Origin of the sequence: Pseudomonas sp. S5D5 (assembly GCF_003013355.1) — a bacterium.
Lineage (GTDB): Bacteria > Pseudomonadota > Gammaproteobacteria > Pseudomonadales > Pseudomonadaceae > Aquipseudomonas > Aquipseudomonas aylmerensis.
The window spans coordinates 4,894,340-4,919,245 of the sequence record NZ_PTEO01000001.1; the positions used below are offsets into that span (position 1 = coordinate 4,894,340).

A 24,906-nucleotide genomic window follows, 5' to 3' on the forward strand; every position below is an offset into this window, starting at 1 on the left:
ATCTGTGGGTCCTTAAAATTCGGTTTCAGTCAGCGCGAAGGCGTTAAACAGTGAAAGCATCTTGCAGCAGTTTTTCCTGCTGCTCGGCGTGCATCGACGCATAACCACACGCAGGTGCAGCAGAAGCATCACGACCGGCGTACTCCAGGCCCAGGGCCTTGTTGTGGTTACCGATGCTGCGACGCAGGTGATGCTGGCTGCTGTACCACGCGCCCTGGTTCATCGGTTCTTCCTGACACCACACCACGTTGGTGAGGTTGGTGTAAGGCGCGATGGCCTCCATCAGGTCGTCTTCCGGGAACGGATAAAGCTGCTCGATACGCACGATGGCGATGTCTTCGCGGCCTTCTGCACGGCGTTTTTCCAGCAAGTCGTAGTAGACCTTGCCGCTGCACAGGATCAGGCGAGTGACCTTGGCGGCGTCCAGCGTGTCGATTTCTGGAATCACGGTCTGGAACGAGCCGTCAGCCAGATCTTCCAGGGTCGAGATGGCCAATTTATGACGCAGCAGCGACTTCGGCGTCAGTACTACCAATGGCTTGCGCAGCGGGCGGATCACCTGGCGACGCAGCAAGTGGTAGATCTGGGCCGGGGTAGTCGGCACGCACACCTGGATGTTGTGCTCGGCGCACAGCTGCAGGTAACGCTCCAGACGGGCCGAGGAGTGCTCCGGACCCTGACCTTCATAACCGTGTGGCAGCAGCATGGTCAGACCGCACAGACGGCCCCACTTGTGCTCGCCGCTGGTGATGAACTGGTCGATAACCACCTGGGCACCGTTGGCGAAGTCGCCGAACTGGGCTTCCCAGATCACCAGCGCGTTCGGCGTGGTGGTCGAGTAACCGTATTCGAACGCCAGTACGGCTTCCTCGGACAGGAACGAATCGTACAGGTCGAAACGCGGCTGGCCTTCGTACAGGTGTTGCAGCGGTACGTAGGTGCTGGCGTCTTTCTGGTTGTGCAATACCGCGTGACGGTGCGAGAACGTACCACGGCCGATGTCCTGGCCGGTCATGCGGATCGGGTGACCTTCGAACGCCAGGGTCGCGTACGCCATGGTTTCGGCGTAACCCCAGTTGATCGGCAGGCCGCCGGCTTGCATCTTCTGACGGTCTTCGTAGATCTTCGAGACCTGGCGCTGTACGACGAAGCCTTCTGGAATTTCCAGCAGCTTGGCAGACAGTTCCTGCAGGGTCTTCAAGTCGAACGAGGTATCGTGACGTGCAGTCCAGGCGTGGCCCAGGTAAGGACGCCAGTCCACGAACAACTCTTTGTTCGGCTCCTTGACCAGGCTTTTCACTACATGCAGACCGTTGTCCAGCGCGTTGCGGTATTCGTCGACTTTCGCCTGAACACGCGCATCGTCAACCACGCCGGCCTTGGTCAGGCTTTCGGCGTACAGCTCACGGGTGGTGCGCTGCTTGGTGATCTGCTGGTACATCAACGGCTGGGTGCCGCTTGGTTCATCGGCTTCGTTGTGACCGCGACGGCGGTAGCAAACCAGATCGATCACCACGTCACGCTTGAACTGCATGCGGTAGTCGATGGCCAGTTGGGTCACGAACAGCACGGCTTCCGGATCATCACCATTCACATGGAGGATCGGCGCCTGGATCATCTTGGCAACGTCGGTGGCGTACTCGGTGGAACGCGCGTCCAACGGGTTGCTGATGGTGAAGCCCACCTGGTTGTTGATGACGATGTGAACGGTACCGCCCGTCTTGAAGCCGCGAGTCTGCGACATCTGGAAGGTTTCCAGGACCACGCCCTGACCGGCGAATGCCGCGTCACCGTGGATGGAAATCGGCAGGACCTTCTCGCCGGTGGTGTCGTTACGACGATCCTGGCGAGCACGTACCGAACCCTCGACCACTGGAGAAACGATTTCCAGGTGGGATGGGTTGAACGCCATGGCCAGGTGAACTTCACCGCCGGTGGTCATCACGTTGGACGAGAAACCCTGGTGGTACTTAACGTCACCGGAGCCCAGTTCGACCTTCTTCTTGCCTTCGAACTCGTCGAACAGCTCGCGCGGGTTCTTGCCGAAGGTGTTGACCAACACGTTCAGGCGACCACGGTGAGCCATGCCGATCACGATTTCCTTGGTGCCGTAGGAACCGGAACGCTGGATCAACTCGTCGAGCATCGGAATCAGGCTTTCGCCGCCTTCCAGGCCGAAACGCTTGGTGCCCGGGTATTTGGTACCCAGGTATTTCTCGAGACCTTCAGCTGCGGTCACGCGCTCCAGCAGGTGGCTGCGCACGTCGGCAGACAGCACCGGACGGCCACGCACGCCTTCCAGGCGATGCTGGAACCAGTGGCGTTGCTCGGAATCGGTGATGTGCGTGAACTCAGCGCCAATGGTGCGGCAATATGTCTGCTGCAACGCTTCGTGAATTTCGCGTAGGCTCGCTTCCTCTTTGCCGATGAACAGGTCGCCGGCACGGAAGGTCGTATCAAGATCGGCATTGGTCAAGCCGTAATGATTGATCGACAGGTCAGCAGGTGCAGGACGCTGCCAGAGCCCCAGCGGGTCAAGCTGGGCCGCCTGGTGGCCACGCATCCGGTAGGCCTGGATCAGTCGCAATACTTCAACTTGCTTCTTCTCGTGCTCACTGCTCACGCTGCCGGCGGAAACCGGTTGGGCGCGGCGCTGGTTCTTTGCCAGCAGCACAAACTGATCGCGAATTGTTGCGTGCGATACATCGGTGGCAGCGTTGCCGTCTGAAGACAACGTCTGAAATTTGGTGCGCCATTCTTCTGGCACAGCGTTAGGGTCGTGCAGGTAGAGCTCATAAAGCTCTTCCACATAGGCAGCGTTACCACCTGAAAGATAGCCGCTGTTCCACATGCGCTGCATCACGCTTTCTTGCATGCTTGGTCACCCTCGATTTGGGGACACCACCGGCGAAAACACCGAGTTTGCTTGCAAAAGGCCAAGTGCAGCGACCAAAACAAGCCACTTAGGATCACGCTGATAGTTCGGGTACCAACCCGAATGCCCCTGCTTGTCTCATTTCTTCAAAATAAGAGCCGCGGCTTTGTAAGTCGCTGCTCAAGTTAAAACTACGGCGCCGGTTGAAGCCTGCGCCGTAGCATTTACGGGCACAACGGTCCTGCTTTTACTACAACGTCGTTACACGCCGCTTTGCAGCAGCATGTTACGGATGTGACCAATGGCCTTAGTCGGGTTCAGGCCTTTGGGACATACGTTGACGCAGTTCATGATCCCGCGGCAGCGGAATACGCTGAACGGGTCATCCAGCGAAGCCAGACGCTCGGACGTCTTGGTGTCACGGCTGTCCGCCAGGAAGCGATACGCTTGCAGCAGGGCAGCTGGACCCAGGAACTTGTCCGGGTTCCACCAGAAGGATGGGCACGACGTCGAGCAGCAAGCGCACAGGATGCACTCGTACAGACCGTCGAGCTTTTCACGCTCTTCCGGGGACTGCAGACGCTCGATGGCCGGAGCCGGAGTATCGTTCTGCAGGAACGGCTTAACTTTCTCGTATTGCTTGTAGAAGATGCTCATATCGACGACCAGGTCACGGATAACCGGCAAACCTGGCAGAGGACGAACGATCAGCTTGTTGCCTTTGACGACAGCGGACAGTGGCGTGATGCACGCCAGGCCGTTTTTGCCGTTGATGTTCATGCCGTCGGAACCGCACACACCTTCACGGCAAGAGCGACGATAGGAGAAACCTTCGTCCTGCTCTTTGATCAGTGCCAATACATCCAGCACCATCAGGTCTTTACCACCGGTATCGACCTGGAATTCCTGCATGAACGGCGCAGCGTCCTGATCAGGGTTGTAGCGGTAAACACTGACTTTCAACATGGCAGCCACCCTTAGTAAGTCCGAATCTTCGGTTCAAACGTCGGAACCGTCTTCGGCGAGAAGTTCACGGCACGCTTGGCAACGCGCTTGTCACCCGGGAAGTACAGGGTGTGGCACAGCCAGTTTTCGTCGTCGCGATCTTCAAAGTCTTCACGAGCGTGAGCACCACGGGATTCTTTACGAACCTCGGCGGCAATCGCAGTCGCTTCAGCCACTTCGAGCAGGTTTTGCAGCTCAAGAGCTTCGATACGAGCGGTGTTGAAGGCCTGGCTCTTATCGTTGATCTTGACGTTGGCGATGCGCTTGCGCAGGTCAGCCAGCTGGGCAATACCCTTCTGCATGTATTCGCCGGTACGGAATACACCGAAGTAGTTCTGCATGCAGCTTTGCAGCTCGCGACGCAGGGTCGCCACGTCTTCGCCATCGGTACGCTCGTTCAGAGCGTTCAGGCGCGCCAGGGCGGCCTCGATGTTGGCGTCGGTCGCGTCATCGTATTCGATGCCGTCGGTCAGCGCTTTTTCCAGGTGCAGGCCAGCAGCACGGCCGAATACCACCAGGTCGAGCAGCGAGTTGCCGCCCAGGCGGTTGGCACCGTGAACCGATACGCAAGCCACTTCGCCTACGGCGAACAGACCGTGGATGATTTCATCCTGGCCTTCGGCGTTCTGGGTGATCGCCTGGCCATGAATGTTGGTCGGCACGCCGCCCATCATATAGTGGCAAGTCGGAACAACCGGCACCGGAGCAACCACCGGGTCAACGTGAGCAAAGGTCTTGGACAGCTCGCAGATACCTGGCAGGCGGCTGTGCAGCACTTCTTCGCCGAGGTGATCGAGCTTGAGCAGTACGTGGTCGCCGTTCGGGCCACAGCCGTTGCCGGCGATGATTTCCTTGACCATCGAACGGGCAACAACGTCACGACCCGCCAGGTCTTTCGCGTTCGGAGCATAACGCTCCATGAAACGCTCGCCGTGCTTGTTGATCAGGTAACCACCTTCACCACGGCAACCTTCGGTAACCAGTACGCCCGCGCCGGCGATACCGGTCGGGTGGAACTGCCACATCTCGATGTCTTGCACCGGCACGCCAGCACGCAGGGCCATGCCAACGCCGTCACCGGTGTTGATCAGGGCATTGGTGGTCGACGCGTAGATACGACCTGCACCGCCGGTCGCCAGGACAGTCGCCTTGGCGCGGATGTAGGTGGTTTCACCGGTTTCGATGCAGATGGCGATCACGCCGACGAACTCGCCCTGCGCGTTCTTGACCAGGTCAACCGCGTAGTACTCGTTCAGGAACGTAGTGCCGGCTTTCAGGTTGCCCTGATAAAGGGTGTGCAGCAGCGCGTGACCGGTACGGTCGGACGCAGCGCAGGTACGGGCAGCCTGGCCGCCTTTACCGTAATCCTTCGACTGGCCGCCGAATGGACGCTGGTAGATACGACCTTGCTCGGTACGCGAGAACGGCAGACCCATGTGGTCCAGCTCGAATACGGCAGCCGGGCCTTCCTGACACATGTATTCGATAGCGTCCTGGTCACCGATGTAGTCGGAACCCTTGACGGTATCGTACATGTGCCAGCGCCAGTCATCGTTCGGGTCGGCGGAGGCGATGGCGCAGGTGATGCCACCCTGGGCCGAGACGGTGTGGGAACGCGTCGGGAACACCTTGGTGATCACGGCAGTCTTGTGACCGCCCTGGGCCAGCTGCAGCGCTGCGCGCATGCCAGCACCGCCGCCACCAATAATGATGGCGTCGAATGAAATAGTTGGAATGTTAGCCATGAATCAGATACCCCAAAGAATCTGCACACCCCAGACGAAGTAAGCGAACATCGCGACGCCGCATACTGCCTGGAAGAGGAAACGTACTGCAGTCGCGGACTTGCCCAGCGCCATCGGCGTCAGGTAGTCGGTCGCGATGGTCCACATGCCGACCCAGGCGTGTGCGCCCAGGGCTACAAGTGCCAGCAGACTGAAGATTCGCATCGCATTGTGGGAAAACAGGCCGTGCCATTGCTCATAGCCAATGCCCGGGTTTGCGACGAGGTATCCGATCAGGAAAATGAAATAAGCCGCGAGAACGACCGCAGACACACGCTGTGCCATCCAGTCATAGAGGCCCGAACGCGACAGATTCGTAACGCTGGTTACCATATCCAAACTCCTGCCAGAACGATCAGCACCACGGAAATGGCGATGATGATTTTCGAGCCCAGGCGGCCGCCTTCCAGCGTCTCACCGATGCCCATATCCATGATCAAGTGGCGCACACCGGCTACCAGGTGATACAGCAGAGCGGACAGGAGGCCCCATGCTACGAACTTGGCCAGCGGGCTGGTCAAGCATGCCTTCACCTCGGCGTATCCTTCCTCGGAACCCAGGGATTTGCTCAATGCATAAAGCATGATGCCCAAGCCCAGGAACAGGATGATGCCGGAAACACGGTGCAGGAACGACGTAACGCCGGTGATGGGGAGTTTGATGGTCCTTAGGTCTAGGTTTACAGGTCGTTGGCTATTCACGGCTTTTTTTCACACTGAAGAGCCCCTAACAATCAGGGCAAAGTTGTTGGGGAGTGCACTGGTCAGGTAAGCACCACCCAGGGAGTGCGACCCCCAATGAAAGCAAGCCCAAAAGCCCTTGGCGGTCGGTGGCCGAGTATAGACAGTTAGGTTACTAATGACAACGCGCGCTCCTCACCCTAATAGCTGATTGCGCTGGCGGGATAAAAGGCGTAAATGGCAGTCAATTTCGAGGAAAAAGTACGGTTAAAGCCTTCTGGAGCAAGACTTTAGGCAAATTGACATCTGAATTTATCTCACTATAGTGGTGCGGGCCCTGCGTGGGGGGTCTGTCTGATGATTTGAAGCATAAATAGGAGGCCACATGGCTGACAAAAAAGCGCAGTTGATCATCGAGGGCGCAGCCCCCGTCGAGCTGCCCATTTTAACCGGCACCGTTGGTCCCGATGTTATCGACGTACGGGGCCTGACGGCCACGGGCCGTTTCACATTCGACCCAGGCTTCATGTCGACCGCCTCTTGCGAGTCGAAGATCACCTATATCGATGGCGATAATGGCATTCTGCTGCACCGGGGCTACCCGATCGAGCAACTGGCTGAGAAATCGGACTACCTGGAAACCTGCTACCTGCTGCTAAATGGCGAATTGCCAACAGCCGAGCAGAAAGCGCAGTTCGTCAGCACCGTGAAGAACCACACCATGGTTCACGAGCAGTTGAAGACCTTCTTCAACGGCTTCCGTCGCGACGCCCACCCGATGGCCGTCATGTGTGGTGTGGTCGGCGCCCTGTCGGCCTTCTATCACGACTCCCTGGACATCAATAACCCGCAGCATCGCGAAATCTCCGCGATCCGCCTGGTTGCCAAGATGCCGACCCTGGCCGCGATGGTTTACAAGTACTCCATGGGCCAACCCATGATGTACCCGCGCAACGACCTGACGTACGCGGAAAACTTCCTGCACATGATGTTCAACACTCCGTGCGAGATCAAACCGATCAGCCCGGTGCTGGCCAAGGCAATGGACCGGATCTTCATCCTCCACGCCGACCACGAGCAGAACGCCTCCACCTCTACCGTACGCCTCGCCGGTTCTTCGGGTGCCAACCCGTTCGCCTGTATCGCCGCCGGTATCGCCGCACTGTGGGGCCCTGCCCACGGCGGTGCGAACGAAGCCGTACTGACCATGCTCGATGAAATCGGCGATGTCTCGAACATCGACACCTTCATCGCCAAGGCCAAGGACAAGAACGATCCGTTCAAGCTGATGGGCTTCGGTCACCGCGTCTACAAGAACCGTGACCCGCGCGCCACCGTGATGAAGCAGACCTGCGACGAAGTCCTGAAGGAACTGGGGATCAAGAACGATCCGCAACTCGAACTGGCCATGCGCCTGGAAGAGATCGCCCTGACCGACCCGTACTTCATCGAACGCTCGCTGTACCCGAACGTCGACTTCTACTCGGGGATCATCCTCAAGGCGATCGGCATTCCAACCAGCATGTTCACCGTGATCTTCGCCCTGGCGCGGACCGTGGGCTGGATCTCCCACTGGAAAGAAATGCTCTCCAGCCCGTACAAGATTGGCCGCCCGCGCCAGCTGTACACCGGCTACGAGTCGCGTGACATCACCAAGCTGGAAGATCGCAAGTAAGCAGCTGACTGCCTCCTTGCACTGAATAAGGCCTCCTCTGGAGGCCTTATTTGTTTCTGCAGCCCCCAACAGCCCCTCCCCCACTGCAGGAGCCGGATTGCCGGCGATGATGCCCGCAAGGACAGCGTCAGGCTGCAGACTGCCATCGCCGCAAGCCGGCTCCTGCAATGGGTCGTGGCTGATCGTTCCTACGCTCTGCGGGGGAATGCCTCACGTGACAGTCAGCCTCACCGTGCACACGGGTGAAAACGGCCTCGCCAGGCAGTTTTATTGCTGCAGGATTTGAGAAACAGTTTTGTCGTATCCGTTACCAATAAAAGCAAAAAAATGCCCCGATCTCACGACCGGGGCATTTTTTTGTAACAGCTACAGCGATTAGTGGTTAACCGCCCCACTCGCTCCCAGGCCAGTCTGCGAACGCACAAACTGCGGGAAGTACAGCGCACGCTCTTTCTCTGCCGCCGCCGACTTGTCGGTGATGGAGAAGAACCAGATGCCCACGAACGCGATGATCATCGAGAACAGCGCCGGGTATTCGTACGGGAAGATGGCTTTTTCATGGTGCAGGATCGAGACCCAGATGGTCGGGCCCAGGATCATCAGGCCAACCGCACTGACCAGGCCCAGCCAGCCGCCAATCATGGCGCCACGGGTGGTGAGGTTCTTCCAGTACATGGAAAGCAGCAGTACCGGGAAGTTACAGCTGGCGGCAATCGAGAACGCCAGGCCGACCATGAACGCGATGTTCTGGCTTTCGAACAGGATACCCAAGCCGATCGCCAATACAGCCAGGGCGATGGTGGTGATCTTCGACACGCGAATCTCATCCTTCTCGTTGGCCTTGCCTTTCTTGATCACGCTGGCATACAGGTCATGGGACACCGCCGAGGCACCCGCCAGGGTCAAACCGGCAACCACTGCCAGGATGGTGGCAAACGCCACGGCCGAGATGAAGCCCAGGAAGATACTGCCACCCACCGCGTTGGCCAGGTGCACTGCCGCCATATTGTTACCGCCGAGCAAAGCGCCTGCAGCATCCTTGAACGCCGGGTTGGTGCTGACCAGCAGGATCGCGCCGAAGCCGATGATAAAGGTCAGGATATAGAAGTAACCGATGAAGCCTGTGGCATACAGCACGCTCTTACGCGCTTCCTTGGCGTCGCTTACAGTGAAGAAGCGCATCAGGATGTGCGGCAGGCCAGCGGTACCGAACATCAGCGCAAGCCCCAGCGAGAATGCCGAGATCGGGTCTTTCACCAAGCCGCCAGGGCTCATGATCGCCTCACCTTTAGGGTGAACCTTGATCGCTTCGGCGAACAGCGTGTTGAAGTCGAAGTTGACGTGCTTCATCACCATCAGCGCCATGAACGAGGCACCGGACAGCAACAGTACGGCCTTGATGATCTGCACCCAAGTGGTCGCCAGCATGCCGCCGAACAGCACATACAGGCACATCAGGATACCTACCAGGATCACGGCGACATGGTAGTCCAGGCCGAACAGCAGCTGGATCAGCTTGCCGGCACCGACCATCTGCGCGATCAGGTAGAACGCCACCACCACCAGCGAGCCACATGCCGACAGGCTGCGGATCTGGGTCTGGCCCAGGCGGTAGGACGCCACGTCGGCAAAGGTGTACTTGCCCAGGTTACGCAGGCGCTCGGCGATCAGGAACAGAATGATCGGCCAGCCCACCAGGAAGCCGATCGAGTAGATCAGGCCGTCGTAGCCGGAGGTGAACACCAGGGCGGAAATACCCAGGAAAGACGCCGCCGACATATAGTCGCCGGCAATCGCCAGGCCATTCTGGAAGCCGGTGATCTTGCCGCCGGCCGCATAGTAGTCGGCCGCCGACTTGTTGCGCTTGGAAGCCCAGTAGGTGATGCACAGGGTGGCACCGACAAACGCGACAAACATCACGATGGCCGAGACGTTCAACGGTTGCTTGTGCACTTCACCGGTCAATGCGTCCGCCGCCCAAAGAGCAGGCGCAAACAGCGACGCGCCGAATATTGCCAGTAGACGCCGGATCATTGCGCAGCCTCCTTGAGAATCGCATTGTTCAGGTCGTCAAACTCGCCATTGGCCCGGCGCACGTAGATGCCGGTCAGGATAAAGGCAGACACAATCAGCCCGACGCCCAGGGGAATGCCCCAGGTAATCGACGAACCGGGGCTGAGCTTGGCCCCCAGCACTTGTGGCCCATAGGCGATCAACAGGATGAAAGCGGAGTAAAGCCCTAGCATGATCGCCGAGAGAATCCAGGCGAACCTTTCCCTTTTTCTGACCAGCTCCTTGAAACGCGGGCTGTTTTGAATCGAGAGGTAAATGCTGTCGTTCATTGTTTTTATCCTCGCAGCACAGCTTTTTTATTATTGGAACGTATCCACTGTATGCGGCTGCGGGACAGGTTCCAGACGACCTTAGTAGTAGAGCGAGATCGCAACTTCGCAAGTTTTTCAGTCAACAAATAAACAACAGCCCGAATGCAGGCAAAAAAATGTGGGAGCGGGCTTGCTCGCGAATGCGGTACATCAGTCAATAAATGTGCTGACTGACACACCGCATTCGCGAGCAAGCCCGCTCCCACATTAGGCCTGCTGCGTCACTTCTACAGGGTTAACCCTTATTTACCGACCCACTCGGCCACCCGCTCAGGGTGCTTGGCGACCCAATCCTTGGCCGCTGCGTCAGGCTTGGCGCCCTCTTGAATCGCCAGCATGACTTCGCCGATTTCGTCCTTGGAGGCCCACTGGAATTTCTTCAGGAAGGCTGCGACTTCCGGCGCTTTCTTCTCCAGGCCCTTGCTGCCGATGCTGTTGACGGTTTCAGCAGCACCATAAATCCCTTTTGGATCGTCCAGGAAACGCAGTTTCCACTTGGCGAACATCCAGTGTGGCACCCAACCGGTGACCGCAATGGATTCCTGTTTGTCTTCGGCACGGGTCAGTTCGGCGATCATCGCGGCGCCCGAGCTGGCTTGCAGCTTGTAGTCCAGGCCGTAGGCCTTGATCGCCTCGTCGGTCTTGAGCATCACGCCTGAGCCGGCGTCGATGCCGACGATCTTGTTCTTGAAGGTGGTGTCGGTCTTGAGGTCTTCGATGGACTTGGCCTTGACGTACTCCGGTACGATCAGGCCGATCTTCGCATCCTTGAAGTTGGGGCCGTAGTCGACCACCTTGTCCTTGTTCTTGGCCCAATACTCGCCGTGGGTCACGGGCAACCACGCGGAAAGCATGGCGTCGAGCTTGCCGGTGGCCACGCCCTGCCACATGATCCCGGTGGCGACGGCCTGCAGTTTCACGTCATAACCGAGCTTTTCCTTGATCACCTCTGCCGCCACATGGGTGGTGGCAACGCTGTCCGACCAACCGTCCACGTAGCCGATGCTCAGGGTTTTGCTGTCGGCACTGGCCAGTGTGGAGCTCATCGCAACTACCAGCGTGGCAGCCGCGCCCAAGAGTCGTCGCATCTTCATAGTACTTCCCCGAAAGTGCTGCGCCCGACGGATGCCGAGCGACGTCAACCTGTTGTTATGTGGTGCACCGCGCCCCCTTCACGCGCATCAATCACGGTAGTGCGCCGCCAGCGGAGAACTGACACTTCGATCATCAACCTGCCGGGACCTCGGACCTGCTCTGTCAGCGACCTCATGCAAGCAAGAAACGACATCACATCGCCAGTAGGAAGTTTTGTAGGACTCGAACCCGGAATCCCGCCCGAACTTTGCATGTCAAAATTATGCAGCCCCACTGGGACGGGGCAAATCCGGGTAAGATGCGCGCCTTTGCTCCTCCAGATAAGCCGACCATGCCCGCGACCGCCCGCTTCCCTGCCCTGCCCTATTGCTTCGCCTTGATCCTCGGCCTGCTGGCCCTCGCTGGCTATTGGTACGGCCTCGGCCGCCCGGTCGTGCTGCCGGATGTCGCCAGCGCCAGCCACAAGCTGCAATGTGCATCCTACACGCCGTTCGACAAAGACCAATCGCCCTTCGACCAGCCGTTCAAGCTGCGTCCCGAGCGCATGGACGCCGACCTCGCCCTGCTGGCCACCCGCTTCGAATGCATCCGCACCTACTCCATGACCGGCCTGGAAGCCTTGCCGGAAATGGCGCGCAAGCATGGATTGAAGCTGATGGCCGGCGCCTGGGTCAGCAGTGACCCGGTTGCCACCGAAAAAGAAATCCACGCGTTGATCGCTGCCGCCAACGCCAACCCCGATGTGGTGACGTCGGTGATCGTCGGCAATGAAGCCCTGCTGCGCAAGGAGGTCACCGCCAAACAGCTGGTGACGCTGATCCATACCGTCAAAAGCCAGATCAAGCAGCCGGTCACCTACGCCGATGTCTGGGAGTTCTGGCTGCAACACCCGGAAATCGCCCCGGCGGTGGATTTCCTGACCATTCACTTGCTGCCCTACTGGGAAGATGATCCGTCTGGCATCGACCAGGCGCTCAAGCACGTGGGCGATGTACGCCAGACGTTCGGCAACAAGTTTGCCCCCAAGGACGTGTTGATCGGCGAGACCGGCTGGCCGAGCGAAGGCCGGCAGCGCGAAACGGCGGTGCCGAGCCGGGTCAATGAGGCCAAGTTCATGCGGGGTTTCGTCGCCATGGCTGAAGCCAATGGCTGGCATTACAACCTGATCGAAGCCTTTGACCAGCCGTGGAAGCGCGCGAGTGAAGGCGCCGTCGGCGGTTACTGGGGCCTGTTCGATGCCGATCGCCAGGACAAGGGCATCCTTGCCGGCCCGGTGACCAACGTGCCGTATTGGCCGCTGTGGCTGGGGGTGGGCGGGATTATCCTGCTGGGCACGCTGGCGCTCGGCGGTCGCGTGCGCAGCACCCGGGCCGCGTTTGCCCTGCCGCTGCTGGGCGCAGTGGCGGCCTGCTCCATCGGCACCTGGGCTGAACTGACCCGCGTGACCGCGCGTTTCAATGATGAGTGGGTATGGGCCGGGTTACTGGTCGCGCTGAACCTGCTGGTGCTGGCCCACGCTGCGCTGGCCTTGAGCGCACGCGAAGGTTGGCGCAAGCGGGCGTTCAACTGGCTGGAGCAGCGCGCGGGCTGGCTGGTGGCAATCGCCGGCTTTGCTGGCGCCGTGATGATGCTGGCGCTGGTGTTCGACCCACGTTATCGCAGCTTCCCGAGTGCCGCACTGGTATTGCCGGCCTTGGTGTACCTGGTACGCCCGGTGACCGGGCCACGCCGGGAGATTGCCCTGCTGACCTTTATCATCGGCGCCGGCATTGCGCCGCAGTTGTACCGTGAAGGGTTGTTGAACCAGCAGGCGTGGGGTTGGGCGGTGGTTAGCCTGCTCATGGTTGTAGCGTTGTGGCGCTGTCTGCGAGTGCGTAAGGCGTAACACCACTTTCGTCGGCCAGCCAGTGCCTACACTTGATCGTAGGCGCTGGCTTGCCGGCGATAGCACCTATTCAGACGGCCCTGTTCTTGCGCACCAACCGCAACCCCGCGATCACCACCGCAAACACCGCGAAGGTGGTGTTGTACAACGCCAGCGCCGGCAGGCCGAATACCAGCCCTAACACCGCCAAACCCCACCCCGCACGGCCCGGCACGAAAAACGCGAGCACCGACGTCACCAGTGCCGCCCAGCCCAACACCTTGAAGTGAATCATCAGGCCCAGGTTCGAACGCACCTGGCATTCCCAGCGGCTGGCCTCATCCGCACAGATGCCGACCCACTGGCCATCCTCCATGAAGCCATAACGCGCGGCATAGCTGGCAGCCAGCCACAACGGCAAGGCGATAAGCAGCAAAATCAACGGCAAGCGGCGAGACATGGAGCACTCCGATAGGCAAAAACGGCGCTCAGCTTAATGCGCCGGCGGCCGTTAGCAAGGTGTGTACGCAGATAACTGTTCAACAAAGCGTGCCAAAGTGTATCGTCTGGCTACTATTACCCCGATTCCGACGTTTTTTTCCGACTTTTCGTGCCGAGGGCTGGCACTTCGGTGGCAACGCGGTGGTCATAGCCTGCGAACTTCATTCAGCACGTTTCCTCTTAGGGATAAAGTCATGCTCCGTTCCTTGCGCTGTGCTGCCTTGCTGGGCAGCCTTTTTTTGAGTGCGTCAGCACTGGCCGTCGATATCGACCAAGCCAGCTATGGCTACCCTTTGACCAACCCGTTCGAAGCGACCATCGCAACCACACCGCCTGACCTGCGGCCCAAATTGCCGAGCGACGACGAGATCAATCAGTCCGACTACACCCTGAACATGCGCCCCGAGCGCGAATTCAGCCTGCCGGACAACTTCTGGGCGGTGAAGAAGCTGACTTACCGCATCGCCAAGCAGGACCGTGCCGCCCCGCTGATCTTCCTGATCGCAGGTACCGGTGCGCGGTTTGACAGCAGCATCAACGAATACCTGAAAAAACTCTATTACCAGGCCGGCTACCACGTGGTGCAACTGTCGTCGCCGACCAGCTTCGACTTCATCGCCTCGGCTTCGCGCTTTGCCACCCCTGGGATCAGCCAGGAAGACGCCGAAGACATGTACCGCGTGATGCAGGCCGTGCGTGCACAGAATGCCTCGCTGCCGGTAACCGACTTCTACCTCACCGGCTACAGCCTCGGCGCCCTGGATGCGGCCTTTGTCAGCAAGCTCGACGAGACCCGCCGCAGCTTCAACTTCAAGAAAGTGCTGCTGCTCAACCCGCCGGTCAACCTCTACACCTCGATCACCAACCTCGACAAACTGGTCCAGACCGAGGTCAAGGGCATCAACAACACCACCACGTTCTATGAGCTGGTGTTGAACAAGCTCACCCGCTACTTCCAGCAAAAGGGCTACATCGACCTCAATGACGCCCTGCTCTACGACTTCCAGAACTCCAAGCAGCACCTGACCAACGAACAGATGGCCATGCTGATCGGCACCTCCTTCCGCTTCTCGGCCGCCGACATTGCCTTCACTTCGGACCTGATCAACCGCCGTGGCCTGATCATCCCGCCGAAATACCCGATCACCGAAGGCACCAGCCTCACGCCGTTCCTCAAGCGTGCGCTGCAATGCGATTTCGACTGCTACCTGACCGAGCAGGTCATCCCGATGTGGCGCGCCCGTTCCGATGGCGGCAGCCTGCTGCAACTGGTTGACCAGGTCAGCCTGTATGCACTCAAGGATTACCTGCACAACAGCCCGAAAATCGCCGTCATGCACAACGCCGACGATGTGATCCTGGGCCCCGGCGACCTCGGTTTCCTGCGTACAACCTTCGGCGATCGCTTGACCGTCTACCCGCTGGGCGGCCACTGCGGCAACCTCAATTACCGCGTCAACGCCGACGCGATGCTGGAGTTCTTCCGTGGCTAAATATCTTCTGCTGCTTGCCGCCTTGATGTGCGCAGGCGTGGCCAACGCCGACAACAGCAAGGCCCATGCGCCTACCGTGGTGGGCTCCGATGGCTTCAAGGAACCGCTGACCAAGCTCAAGTTCAACCCGGGCCTGGACCAACGCGAGTTCGAGCGTTCGTCGCTGACCGCGCTCAACGTCTACGACCCGCTGGAGTCGTGGAACCGCCGCGTGTACCACTTCAACTACCGCTTCGACCAATGGGTGTTCCTGCCGGTGGTCGACGGTTACCGCTACGTCACGCCGAGCTTCCTGCGCACCGGCGTGAGCAATTTCTTCAACAACCTGGGCGACGTGCCCAACCTGTTGAACAGCCTGCTGCAGCTCAAGGGCCACCGTTCCCTGGAAACCACCGGGCGCCTGCTGCTCAACACCACCATCGGCATCGCCGGCCTGTGGGACCCGGCCACCGCCATGGGCCTGCCGCGCCAGAGCGAAGACTTCGGCCAGACCCTGGGCTTCTATGGCGTGCCAGGCGGCGCGTACCTGGTGCTGCCGATCTTCGGCCCGTCGAACCTGCGTGACACCACGGGCTTGCTGGTCGATTACGGCGCGGAGACCGAGATCAACTTCCTCAACGTGTCCAAAGTCAGCGAAAACCACCCGGAAATCTGGGCCCTGCGCGCGGTCGACAAGCGCTACCAGACCAGCTTCCGCTATGGGCAGATGAACTCACCGTTCGAGTATGAAAAGGTGCGGTATATCTATACCGAGTCGCGCAAGTTGCAGATTGCGGAGTAACCGCCGACAAAAAAGGCCATTCGATTGAATGGCCTTTTTTATTGCGCTGATTTTGCTGACTCAGCTGACACTGTGACCAGGAGGCACACCTGCCGCCTGGAACAGTAGGATTAAGCTTGAACAGCCGTGAATCAGCTTTTCGTCGCTCGCCATACCTTGCCAAGCACCGACACCACGGCCAACACCACCGCCCCCGCAATGATCCCCGCCACCGCATTCAGCAAGGTCGGCATCAACCACGCCAAGCCCGCGGTACTTTGGCTGACCGTCTCGATCCAGTGATGCACCACCGGCACGCCATGGGTCAGGATGCCGCCGCCGACCATGAACATCGCCGCCGTACCAATCACCGACAGGCTTTTCATCATGTACGGCGCCGCACGCAAGATCGCGCCGCCGATGCTGCGCGCCATCTGGCCGGGCTTCTGGGTGAGCCACAGGCCCAGGTCATCGAGCTTGACGATGCCGGCCACCAGGCCATACACGCCAATGGTCATGACGATGGCAATGCCCGACAGCACGACCACCTGCTGCATCAACGGTGCAGCGGCCACGGTGCCGAGGGTGATGGCGATGATTTCCGCCGAGAGGATGAAATCGGTGCGGATCGCGCCTTTGATCTTGTCCTTTTCGAAGGCCACCAGGTCGGTTGCCGGGTCGGCCACGGCCTCGACCAGATGCGCCTGCTCTTCGGTGCGTTTGTGCAGGAAGGTGTGCGCGAGCTTTTCAAACCCTTCGAAACACAGGTAAGCCCCGCCCAGCATCAACAGCGGCGTGACCGCCCAAGGCGCAAACGCACTGATCAACAGCGCCGCCGGCACCAAAATCAGCTTGTTGAGAAACGAGCCCTTGGCCACCGCCCACACCACCGGGATCTCCCGTTCGGCGCGTACTCCAGACACCTGCTGGGCGTTGAGTGCCAGGTCATCACCGAGGACCCCGGCGGTTTTCTTGGCGGCCATCTTGGTCATCAACGCCACATCGTCGAGCACCGCAGCGATGTCGTCGATCAGTACCAGCAAACTGCTTCCTGCCATTGGGGGACTTCCTGCCGTGAGAATGCCGCGAATATAACGCGGATCACTGCCGATCTGCTGTTGATCTTGCTCACCGGGTTGGAGCTGCTTGTCGGCGATGGCGGTCTCCCCGCCTGCGTGATGAACGGGGCATCAGGGCTGCCAACCACCGCCCAGGCTCTGGATCAACGCCACACTGCCCTGGCTGAGCTGCCCTTGGGTGTCACGCAGGTTCTGTTCGGCTTGCAGCAACACCAGTTGCTGGGTCAACACCGTCTCGCGACTGACCGTGCCCGCACGCAATTGCGCCTCCTGGCTGCCGAACAGTTGCTGGTTGCGCTGGTAGACCTGCTGGAAGGCATCGGCCTGGGTTTGCAGGTGATTGATCGCCGACAGGTTGTCCTCGACGTTCTGCAAGGCGCTGAGCACCGTGCCACGGTAGTTTGCGGCGATCTGGTCGTAGCTGGCCTCGGCCTGTTTGACCGCGGCCTCACGGGCGCCGCCGTCGAAGATCGTCTCTGCCAGCGCCGGCCCCAGGGTCCAGATGCGGTTGGGCAAGGAGAACAACCCGCCCAAGGCACTGCCGCGATAACCCAGCTGGGCGGTCAAATCCAGTGTCGGGAAAAACGCTGCCTCAGCCACGCCGATTTTCGCATTGGCCGCCGCCGCCGAGCGCTCGGCCGCTACCACATCCGGGCGCCGTTGCAGCAAGGTCGACGGCAGGGTCAGCGGTGGGCGCGGCACGACAAAGCTGAAGTCATTGCGTGGCGCCACGCTGAATTCACTCGGCGCCATGCCCACCAGCACCGCCAATGCGTGTTCATATTGCTCGCGGTCGCGCTGGGAAGTCTGCAGGTCGGCAATCGAGGTGGTCAGTTGGTCCTGAGCCACCAGCAACTGATCGTTGGTCGCCACGCCTTGGGTGAACTGGGCCTGGATCATGGCCAGCAGCTGCTGGTTGATCGCCTGTTGCTGCTGGAGCAGGCGCACGTCGATATCCATCTGGCGCAGCGCCAGGTAGTTACTGGCCACGCTGGAGCTGATGGACAAGCGCACCCCGGCCAGCAACGCATCGGATTGCTGCGCGGCGGCCTGGCTTGACTCGATGCCGCGACGCACCTCGCCCCACAGGTCCGGCTCCCAGCTGGCGGTCAACGTCGCGCTGACGCTGTTTTTCACGCCCGTCGACGTGGTGCTGCTGGACGTGGTGCCGTCACCGCCCTCGCCGCGCGAGCCGGACAACCCCACGCCCACCGTCGGCCAGAGCCCGGCGCGGCTCGACGCCACTTGCGCCTGGGCCAGCCGATACGCGGCTTCAGCGGCAATGATCGACTGGTTGGCCTGGGCCGAGCGCGCCACCAGGTCATTCAACACCGGGTCCTGGTACGCCAGCCACCATTGGCTGTCCAACGCGCCCTGGGGATTGGACGCCGCGCGTTGCCACTGCGCGCCCTCCTTGAAGGTCTGCGGCAGCGGCATCGCAGGCTTTTGATAGTCGGGCCCGACCATGCAACCACCGAGTACCAGGCTTAACAACAGCACGCTGTCTGTGAGTTTCATGCGCTTGCTTCCTTATGCCGTCCCAGGCGCTGGGACGCCCGGTCGAGCCACAGGTAAATCACCGGAGTGGTGTACAGCGTCAGCACCTGGCTGAGCAGCAACCCGCCAATAATCGAAATCCCCAGCGGCCGACGCAGTTCCGAGCCATAGCCGGTGCCCAGCACCAGCGGCAGCGCGCCGAGGATCGCCGCCAGGGTGGTCATCATGATCGGCCGGAAGCGGATCAGGCACGCGCGGCGAATGGCCGCCTTGGCCGTGAGCCCGAATTCGCGCCGTTCAGTGATCGCGAAGTCGATCATCATGATCGCGTTCTTCTTGACGATGCCGATCAACAAAATCACGCCCACCAGCGCGATGATCGACAGTTCGGTGCCGGTCAGCAGCAACGCGATCAAGGCACCGACACCCGCCGAAGGCAAGGTGGAAAGAATCGTCAGCGGGTGCATCAGGTTTTCATACAGAATGCCCAGCACGATATACACCGAGAGCAATGCCGCGACGATCAGCAGCGGCTCGCTGGCCACCGACGACTGGAACACCTGGGCGGTGCCGGCGAACTGCCCGACCACACTGGCGGGCATGCGCAGTTGCTTCACCGCGTCGTCGACCAAGGCGGTGGCCTGGCCGATGGACGTGCCGGGCGCCAGGTTGAACGAGACCGTTACCGCCGGAAAACTGCCCTGGTGACTGATGGAAATCGCCGTGCGCGCCACCGAATCATCGGCAATCGCCGACAGTGGCACCAAGGTCGACTGCGCCGCCAGGTTGGGCGCGACGACGCTGCCTTTGCTGGCCAGCGCCGCGCTGCCCACCGGCACATAAATGCCCTTGAGCGCCGACGGGTCGGTCCAGTATTCGGGGGCGATTTCCATCACCACGTGGTACTGGTTGGCGGCGCGGTAGAGGGTCGAGACCTGGCGCTGGCCAAAGGCGTCGTACAGCGTCTGGTCGACGGCCGACATGCTCACCCCGAGCCGCGCCGCCGTGTCGCGGTTGATGCCGACATTGGCCAGCAGGCTGTTGTCCTGCTGGTCGGTGTTCAGGTCGGTCAACTGCGGCAGCTTGCGCAACACAGCCACCACCTTCGGCACCCACTCGTCCAGGGATGACTGGTCATCGGCGGTAAGCGTGTACTGATATTGCGCGCCGCTCTGGCGGCCGCCCACGGTGATGTCCTGGGCCGACTGCAGAAACAGCTTGGTGCCGGGCAAGTCACCGAGGGCGTGGCGGATTTGCCCGATCACCTGGGTGGCGTCGTCCTTGCGCTCGCCCAGTGGCTTGAGCAGCACGAACATCTGCGCACTGTTGACCGCCCCACCGCCACCGCCGCCGCCACCGACAAACCCGGCGGCGGTTTCCACATTGGGGTTGGTCATGACCTTGCGGTTGATCTCGGTGAAGTCCTTCTGCATCGCCCCGTAGGAAATGCTCTGGTTGGCCAGGATGCTGCCCTGCAGGCGGCCGGTGTCTTCCTGGGGAAAAAAGCCCTTGGGCACCAGCACATACAGCACCCCGGCCAGCACGATCACCAGCACCGTGACCAGGCCCATCAGGATCGAATGCTCGATGACCCACCCCAGGGTCCGGTCATAGAAACGGTGAAAACGCGAATCCGGGTGTTCATCGCCTTCGTGCACCTCCTTGGGCGCGCGCAGCAACACGCTGGCGAGCATCGGCGTGACCGTCAGCGAGATCAGCATCGAGATGACGATCGCCACCGACAGCGATACCGAAAACTCACGGAACAGCCGCCCGACAATCCCGCCCATCAACAGCAGCGGAATGAACACCGCGACCAGCGACACGCTGATGGTCAGCACGGTGAAGCCGACCTCCTTGGCGCCATTCAGCGCAGCCTGGACCCGGCTCTCGCCTTTCTCCAGGTGGCGCATGATGTTTTCCACCACCACGATGGCATCGTCCACCACAAACCCGGTGGAAATGGTCAGCGCCATCAACGACAGGTTATTCAGGCTGTAGCCGAGGAAGTACATCGCGCCGAAGGTGCCGAGCAACGACAGCGGCACCACGATCGCCGGCACCAGCGTGCTGCGCCAGTCGCGGAAAAACCCGAACGTCACCAGCGTCACCAGCAGGATCGACGCCAGCAGGGTCACTTCCACATCATGCAGCGAGGCGCGGATGGTGGTGGTGCGGTCCATCAACAGGTTGAGCTTGATCGACGCCGGGATCGAGCTTTGCAGAAACGGCAGCGAGGCTTTTACCGCGTCCACTGTGTCGATCACATTCGCGCCGGGTTGCTTGAACACCACCAGCAACACCGCCGGCTTGCCGTTGGACAGGCCGAAGTTGCGCAGGTCCTGCACATCTTCGCGCACGTAGCCGAGGTCCGCGATGCGGATCAGGTCGCCGTTGTGTTCCTTGACCACCAACGGGCCATAGTCGTCGGTGTTGAGCAGCATGTCATTGGCGCCAATCCCGTAGGAGCGGTCACCGATTGCCACGTTGCCCTTGGGCAGGTTGGCATTCGAGGCGCTGATGACCTGGCGCACCTGCTCCAGGCTGACGCCGTACCGGTTGAGGCGATCCGGGTTGAGCTCCACGCGCACCGCCGGCAGCGCACCGCCGCCAACCGTCACGTCGCCGACGCCGGTGGTCTGCAACAGTTTCTGCTCCAGCAGGGTCGAGGCCACGTCGTACATCTGCCCCGGCGTGGCGCTGTCGGAGGTCAGGCTGATGATCATGATCGGCGAGTCGGCCGGGTTGACTTTGCGATAGGTCGGGTTGCCGGACAGGTCGCTCGGCAGGTTGGTGCGCGCCGCGTTGATCGCTGCCTGCACGTCGCGCGCGGCGCCGTCGATATCGCGGTTGAGGTCAAACTGCAGGGTGATGCGGGTGGAGCCGAGGCTGCTGGCGGAGGTCATTTGCGTGACACCGGCGATCTGCCCGAACTCGCGCTCCAGCGGCGTGGCCACCGAACTGGCGACGGTATTGGGGTCGGCGCCGGGCAACGAGGCACTGACGCTGATGGTGGGGAAATCCACCTCCGGCAACGGCGCCACCGGCAACAGCATAAAGGCCAGCGCGCCGAACAGCGCCAGCCCCGCCGCCATCAGGGTGGTGGCGATGGGGCGATGGACAAACGGCGCGCTGAGGTTCATTGCGCCGGGTCCGCTTCAACCGGGCGCCGGCTGAAGCGCTGTTCCAGCCCGTGCATGGCGAGGAAGATCACCGGGGTGGAAAACAGCGTCAGCAACTGGCTGAGCATCAGTCCGCCAATGATCGCGATGCCCAGTGGATGGCGCAGTTCCGAGCCGATACCGGTGCCCAGCGCCAGCGGCACCGCGCCGAACAGCGAGGCCATGCTGGTCATCAGGATCGGCCGAAACCGCAACTCCGCCGCCTGCCGGATCGCCGCCACCGGGGTCAGCCCGCCCTCGCGCAGCAGTGCCAGGGCGAAGTCGACCATCATGATGCCGTTCTTCATGACGATGCCGATCAACAGCACGATGCCGATCAAACCGATGATGTCGAACTGCGTGCCAGTGACCAGCAGCGCAAGCAACGCGCCGAGGGCGGCCGAAAGCAACGTCGAAAGGATCGTCACCGGGTGCACGAAGCTCTCGTAGAGAATCCCCAGCATCAGGTACACCACCACAATCGCCGCCACCACCAGGAACACCTGGTTGGACAGCGACGCCTCGAACGTCGCCGCCGCTCCCTCAAGGTTGGCCTGCACCGACAGCGGCAGGCCGACCTTGGCCTCGATGTCCTTGAGCCGGGTCACCGCTGCGCCAAGGGTTTGCCCCGGCGCGAGGTTGAACGATACATCCGCATAGGGAAATTGCCCCAGGCGATTAATGGTCACCGGGGTGCGCACCACCTGCATCGTGGCCATGCTCGACAGCGGCGCCACGCCGCCGGCGGGAATGTCCACGTACAAGCCGGTGAGCAGATCCGGCAGGTTGCGCGGCGGATGATCGGTGGCGATCACCACGTGGTACTGGTTGAGCTGGGTGTAGATCGTCGACACCTGGCGCTGGCCAAACGCGTCATACAGCACATCGTCGATGGCTTGCGGGGTGATGCCCAGGCGCGAGGCGGTGGCGCGGTCGAAGGTCAGCTGGATCTGGTTGCCAAACTGCATCGCCTGGCTTTGCACGTCGGTGAACATCGGGTCCTGCTTGATCGCCGCGAGCAGCTTGTTGGTCCACTGCTCCAGCTCATCCGGGTCGGTGGCTTGCAGGCCCAGGCGATAGCTGGTGGTGGACACCGTGGCGTCCAGCGTCAGGTCCTGCACCGAGTGCAGGTACAGGCGGATGCCGGCATCGTCGGCGTTGGCATCGGCGAGGCGGCGGATCACTTCGGTGCTGCTGTCGCGCTCGCCTCGGGGCTTGAGGTTGATCAGCAGGTTGCCCTGGTTGATGGTCGGGTTGGTCTGGTCGATGCCGACGAAGGACGACAGGCTCTGCACCGCCGGATCCTTGAGAATCCGCGCGGCCAGGCGCTGCTGCTCCACCTGCATCTGCTGGAACGAAATGGTCGGCGCCGCCTGGGAAATCCCCTGGATCAGGCCGGTGTCCTGATCAGGGAAAAAGCCCTTGGGCATCAGCACCAGTGTCACCAGGGTCAGGGCTGCGGTGAGCACCACCGAGATCAACGTAAGCGTGCGGTGCGCCAGCACCCAATCGAGGCCCCGCACATAGTGCGTGTTGATGCGGTCGAAGAAATCCACCCGGTGTTCCTGCTGCCGGTGCTTGAGCATCCGCGCGCACATCATCGGCGTGAGCGTCAGGGAAATCAGCGCGGAGATCACGATAGTCACGGCCACGGTCATGGCGAATTCGCGGAACAGCCGCCCGACCACATCGCCCATGAACAGCAACGGGATCATCACCGCGATCAGCGCAATCGACAGCGAGATGATCGTGAAGCCGATCTGCGCCGAGCCCTTGAGGGCCGCCTCCAGCGGCGAGTCACCAGCCTCCAGGTAGCGCGTGATGTTTTCGATCATCACGATCGCGTCATCCACCACGAAACCGATGGCGATGGTCAGCGCCATCAGCGTCAGGTTGTTGAGGGAAAAGCCCAGGGCATAGGCCACCGCCAGCGTCCCCACCAGCGTCAACGGGATGGTCACCGCCGGAATGATCGTCGCCGCGACGTTGCGCAGGAAGATGAAAATCACGATCACCACCAGCGCGATGGCCATGGCCAATTCGTACTGCACATCGGTGACCGACGCGCGGATGGTCTGGGTGCGGTCGGTGAGCACATCGACCTTCAATGTGGCAGGCAAACTGGCGCGCAGCTTGGGCAGCAATTGCTGCACGCGGTCGACCACCTGGATCACGTTGGCGCCAGGCTGGCGCTGGATATTCAACACAATCGACGGCGTGCTGTTGGTCCAGGCGGCCTGGCGCGGGTTCTCGGCGCCCTGGGTCGAACTGGCGATCTGCGACAGGCGAATCGGCGCGCCGTTCTTGTAGGCGATCACCAGGTCGCGGTACTCCTCGGCCGATTGCAGTTGGTCGTTGGCGCCGATGGAATACGCCTGGAACTTGCCGTCGATATTGCCCTTGGCCTGGTTGACGTTGGCGGTGCCCAGCGAGGTGCGCAGGTCATCCAGGGACAGGCCGAGACTGTTCAGCGCCGAGGTATTGGCCTCGACCCGCACCGCCGGGCGCTGGCCGCCGCTGATGGTGACCAGGCCGACGCCGGTGATCTGCGAGATCTTCTGCGCCAGGCGCGTGTCGGCCAGGTCTTCGATCTTGGTCAGCGGCAGCACATCGGAGGTCAGCGACAGCGTCAGCACCGGCGCGTCCGCCGGGTTGACCTTGCTGTAGACCGGCGGGTACGGCAGGTTCGCCGGCAGGAAGGTACCGGCCGCGTTGATCGCCGCCTGCACTTCTTGTTCGGCGACATCCAGGGACAACGACAAGTCGAATTGCAGGGTCACCACCGAGGCGCCGTCGGAGCTGGTGGAGTTCATCGACTTGAGCCCCGGCATCTCGCCGAGCTGGCGCTCCAGCGGCGCGGTGATCGAGGAACTGACCACATCCGGGCTGGCGCCGGGGTATTGGGTGAAGACCTGGATGGTCGGGTAATCGACCTCGGGCAACGCCGACACCGACAGCAAATGGTACCCGAGCAACCCGAGCAAGAGCACGGCCACCATCATCAGCGTGGTTGCCACCGGGCGTTCGATAAAGGGCCGCGAGACATTCATGAC

17 protein-coding genes are annotated in these 24,906 nt (G+C 61.0%); 4 read left to right on the forward strand and 13 right to left on the reverse strand.

The window, feature by feature from the left end:
• Positions 1–43 precede the first annotated feature (43 nt).
• The 5 genes from C9990_RS22200 to sdhC all read right to left on the reverse strand — a co-directional run bounded on the left by C9990_RS22200 (position 44) and on the right by sdhC (position 6,365).
• Complete coding sequence (locus tag C9990_RS22200) at positions 44–2,875, reverse strand: 2-oxoglutarate dehydrogenase E1 component (protein ID WP_065901555.1); 2,832 nt, start codon at positions 2,873–2,875, stop codon at positions 44–46.
• 261 nt (positions 2,876–3,136) lie between these two features.
• Positions 3,137–3,841 (reverse strand): succinate dehydrogenase iron-sulfur subunit, encoded by a 705-nt coding sequence (locus tag C9990_RS22205; protein WP_003172807.1) that lies wholly within the window; start codon positions 3,839–3,841, stop codon positions 3,137–3,139.
• A gap of 11 nt (positions 3,842–3,852) precedes the next feature.
• Complete coding sequence (gene sdhA / locus C9990_RS22210; protein WP_065901559.1) at positions 3,853–5,625, reverse strand: succinate dehydrogenase flavoprotein subunit; 1,773 nt, start codon at positions 5,623–5,625, stop codon at positions 3,853–3,855.
• Between the two features lie 3 nt (positions 5,626–5,628).
• On the reverse strand, positions 5,629–5,997 hold the full coding sequence (gene sdhD / locus C9990_RS22215; protein ID WP_003172805.1) for a succinate dehydrogenase, hydrophobic membrane anchor protein: 369 nt from the start codon (positions 5,995–5,997) through the stop codon (positions 5,629–5,631).
• Positions 5,991–6,365 carry a succinate dehydrogenase, cytochrome b556 subunit gene (gene sdhC, locus C9990_RS22220; protein WP_003172804.1) on the reverse strand — a complete coding sequence of 125 codons (375 nt, stop codon included), beginning with the start codon at positions 6,363–6,365 and terminating at the stop codon, positions 5,991–5,993. Before sdhC ends, sdhD begins: the two co-directional genes overlap by 7 nt.
• Positions 6,366–6,729: 364 nt before the next feature.
• On the opposite strand from sdhC, the gene gltA reads away from it, so the two are divergent.
• Complete coding sequence (gltA, locus tag C9990_RS22225; protein ID WP_014717728.1) at positions 6,730–8,019, forward strand: citrate synthase; 1,290 nt, start codon at positions 6,730–6,732, stop codon at positions 8,017–8,019.
• A 375-nt stretch (positions 8,020–8,394) separates the two neighbouring features.
• Here the strand turns inward: gltA and C9990_RS22230 are convergent, their stop codons facing one another.
• From C9990_RS22230 to C9990_RS22245, 3 genes are all read right to left on the reverse strand, one after another.
• Positions 8,395–10,053 carry a cation acetate symporter gene (locus C9990_RS22230; protein WP_065901564.1) on the reverse strand — a complete coding sequence of 553 codons (1,659 nt, stop codon included), beginning with the start codon at positions 10,051–10,053 and terminating at the stop codon, positions 8,395–8,397.
• On the reverse strand, positions 10,050–10,361 hold the full coding sequence (locus C9990_RS22235) for a DUF485 domain-containing protein (RefSeq protein ID WP_016972153.1): 312 nt from the start codon (positions 10,359–10,361) through the stop codon (positions 10,050–10,052). Before C9990_RS22235 ends, C9990_RS22230 begins: the two co-directional genes overlap by 4 nt.
• Positions 10,362–10,645: 284 nt before the next feature.
• A complete protein-coding gene (locus tag C9990_RS22245) occupies positions 10,646–11,497 on the reverse strand; it encodes a glycine betaine ABC transporter substrate-binding protein (RefSeq protein WP_065901566.1) in 852 nt (283 codons plus the stop codon).
• A 332-nt stretch (positions 11,498–11,829) separates the two neighbouring features.
• On the opposite strand from C9990_RS22245, the gene C9990_RS22255 reads away from it, so the two are divergent.
• Positions 11,830–13,383, forward strand: a complete 1,554-nt coding sequence (locus C9990_RS22255; RefSeq protein ID WP_106804694.1) for a glycosyl hydrolase family 17 protein — start codon at positions 11,830–11,832, stop codon at positions 13,381–13,383.
• 70 nt (positions 13,384–13,453) lie between these two features.
• On the opposite strand, the gene C9990_RS22260 is transcribed toward C9990_RS22255, so the two are convergent.
• Positions 13,454–13,822, reverse strand: a complete 369-nt coding sequence (locus C9990_RS22260; protein WP_065901568.1) for a hypothetical protein — start codon at positions 13,820–13,822, stop codon at positions 13,454–13,456.
• Positions 13,823–14,057: 235 nt separating this feature from the next.
• On the opposite strand from C9990_RS22260, the gene C9990_RS22265 reads away from it, so the two are divergent.
• Positions 14,058–15,356: a serine/threonine protein kinase gene (locus tag C9990_RS22265; protein ID WP_065901569.1), complete on the forward strand. Its 1,299-nt coding sequence runs from the start codon at positions 14,058–14,060 to the stop codon at positions 15,354–15,356.
• Positions 15,349–16,137, forward strand: coding sequence for a VacJ family lipoprotein (locus C9990_RS22270; protein WP_065901571.1), 789 nt, complete (start codon positions 15,349–15,351; stop codon positions 16,135–16,137). Before C9990_RS22265 ends, C9990_RS22270 begins: the two co-directional genes overlap by 8 nt.
• Before the next feature lie 131 nt (positions 16,138–16,268).
• Here the strand turns inward: C9990_RS22270 and C9990_RS22275 are convergent, their stop codons facing one another.
• From C9990_RS22275 to C9990_RS22290, 4 genes are all read right to left on the reverse strand, one after another.
• Positions 16,269–17,174, reverse strand: coding sequence for a DUF808 domain-containing protein (locus tag C9990_RS22275; protein ID WP_106804695.1), 906 nt, complete (start codon positions 17,172–17,174; stop codon positions 16,269–16,271).
• A 132-nt stretch (positions 17,175–17,306) separates the two neighbouring features.
• Positions 17,307–18,713 carry an efflux transporter outer membrane subunit gene (locus C9990_RS22280; RefSeq protein ID WP_065901575.1) on the reverse strand — a complete coding sequence of 469 codons (1,407 nt, stop codon included), beginning with the start codon at positions 18,711–18,713 and terminating at the stop codon, positions 17,307–17,309.
• Positions 18,710–21,835 (reverse strand): efflux RND transporter permease subunit, encoded by a 3,126-nt coding sequence (locus C9990_RS22285; RefSeq protein ID WP_106804696.1) that lies wholly within the window; start codon positions 21,833–21,835, stop codon positions 18,710–18,712. The genes C9990_RS22280 and C9990_RS22285 overlap by 4 nt, the downstream gene beginning before the upstream one ends.
• Positions 21,832–24,903, reverse strand: a complete 3,072-nt coding sequence (locus tag C9990_RS22290; RefSeq protein ID WP_106804697.1) for an efflux RND transporter permease subunit — start codon at positions 24,901–24,903, stop codon at positions 21,832–21,834. The genes C9990_RS22285 and C9990_RS22290 overlap by 4 nt, the downstream gene beginning before the upstream one ends.
• Positions 24,904–24,906 lie beyond the last annotated feature (3 nt).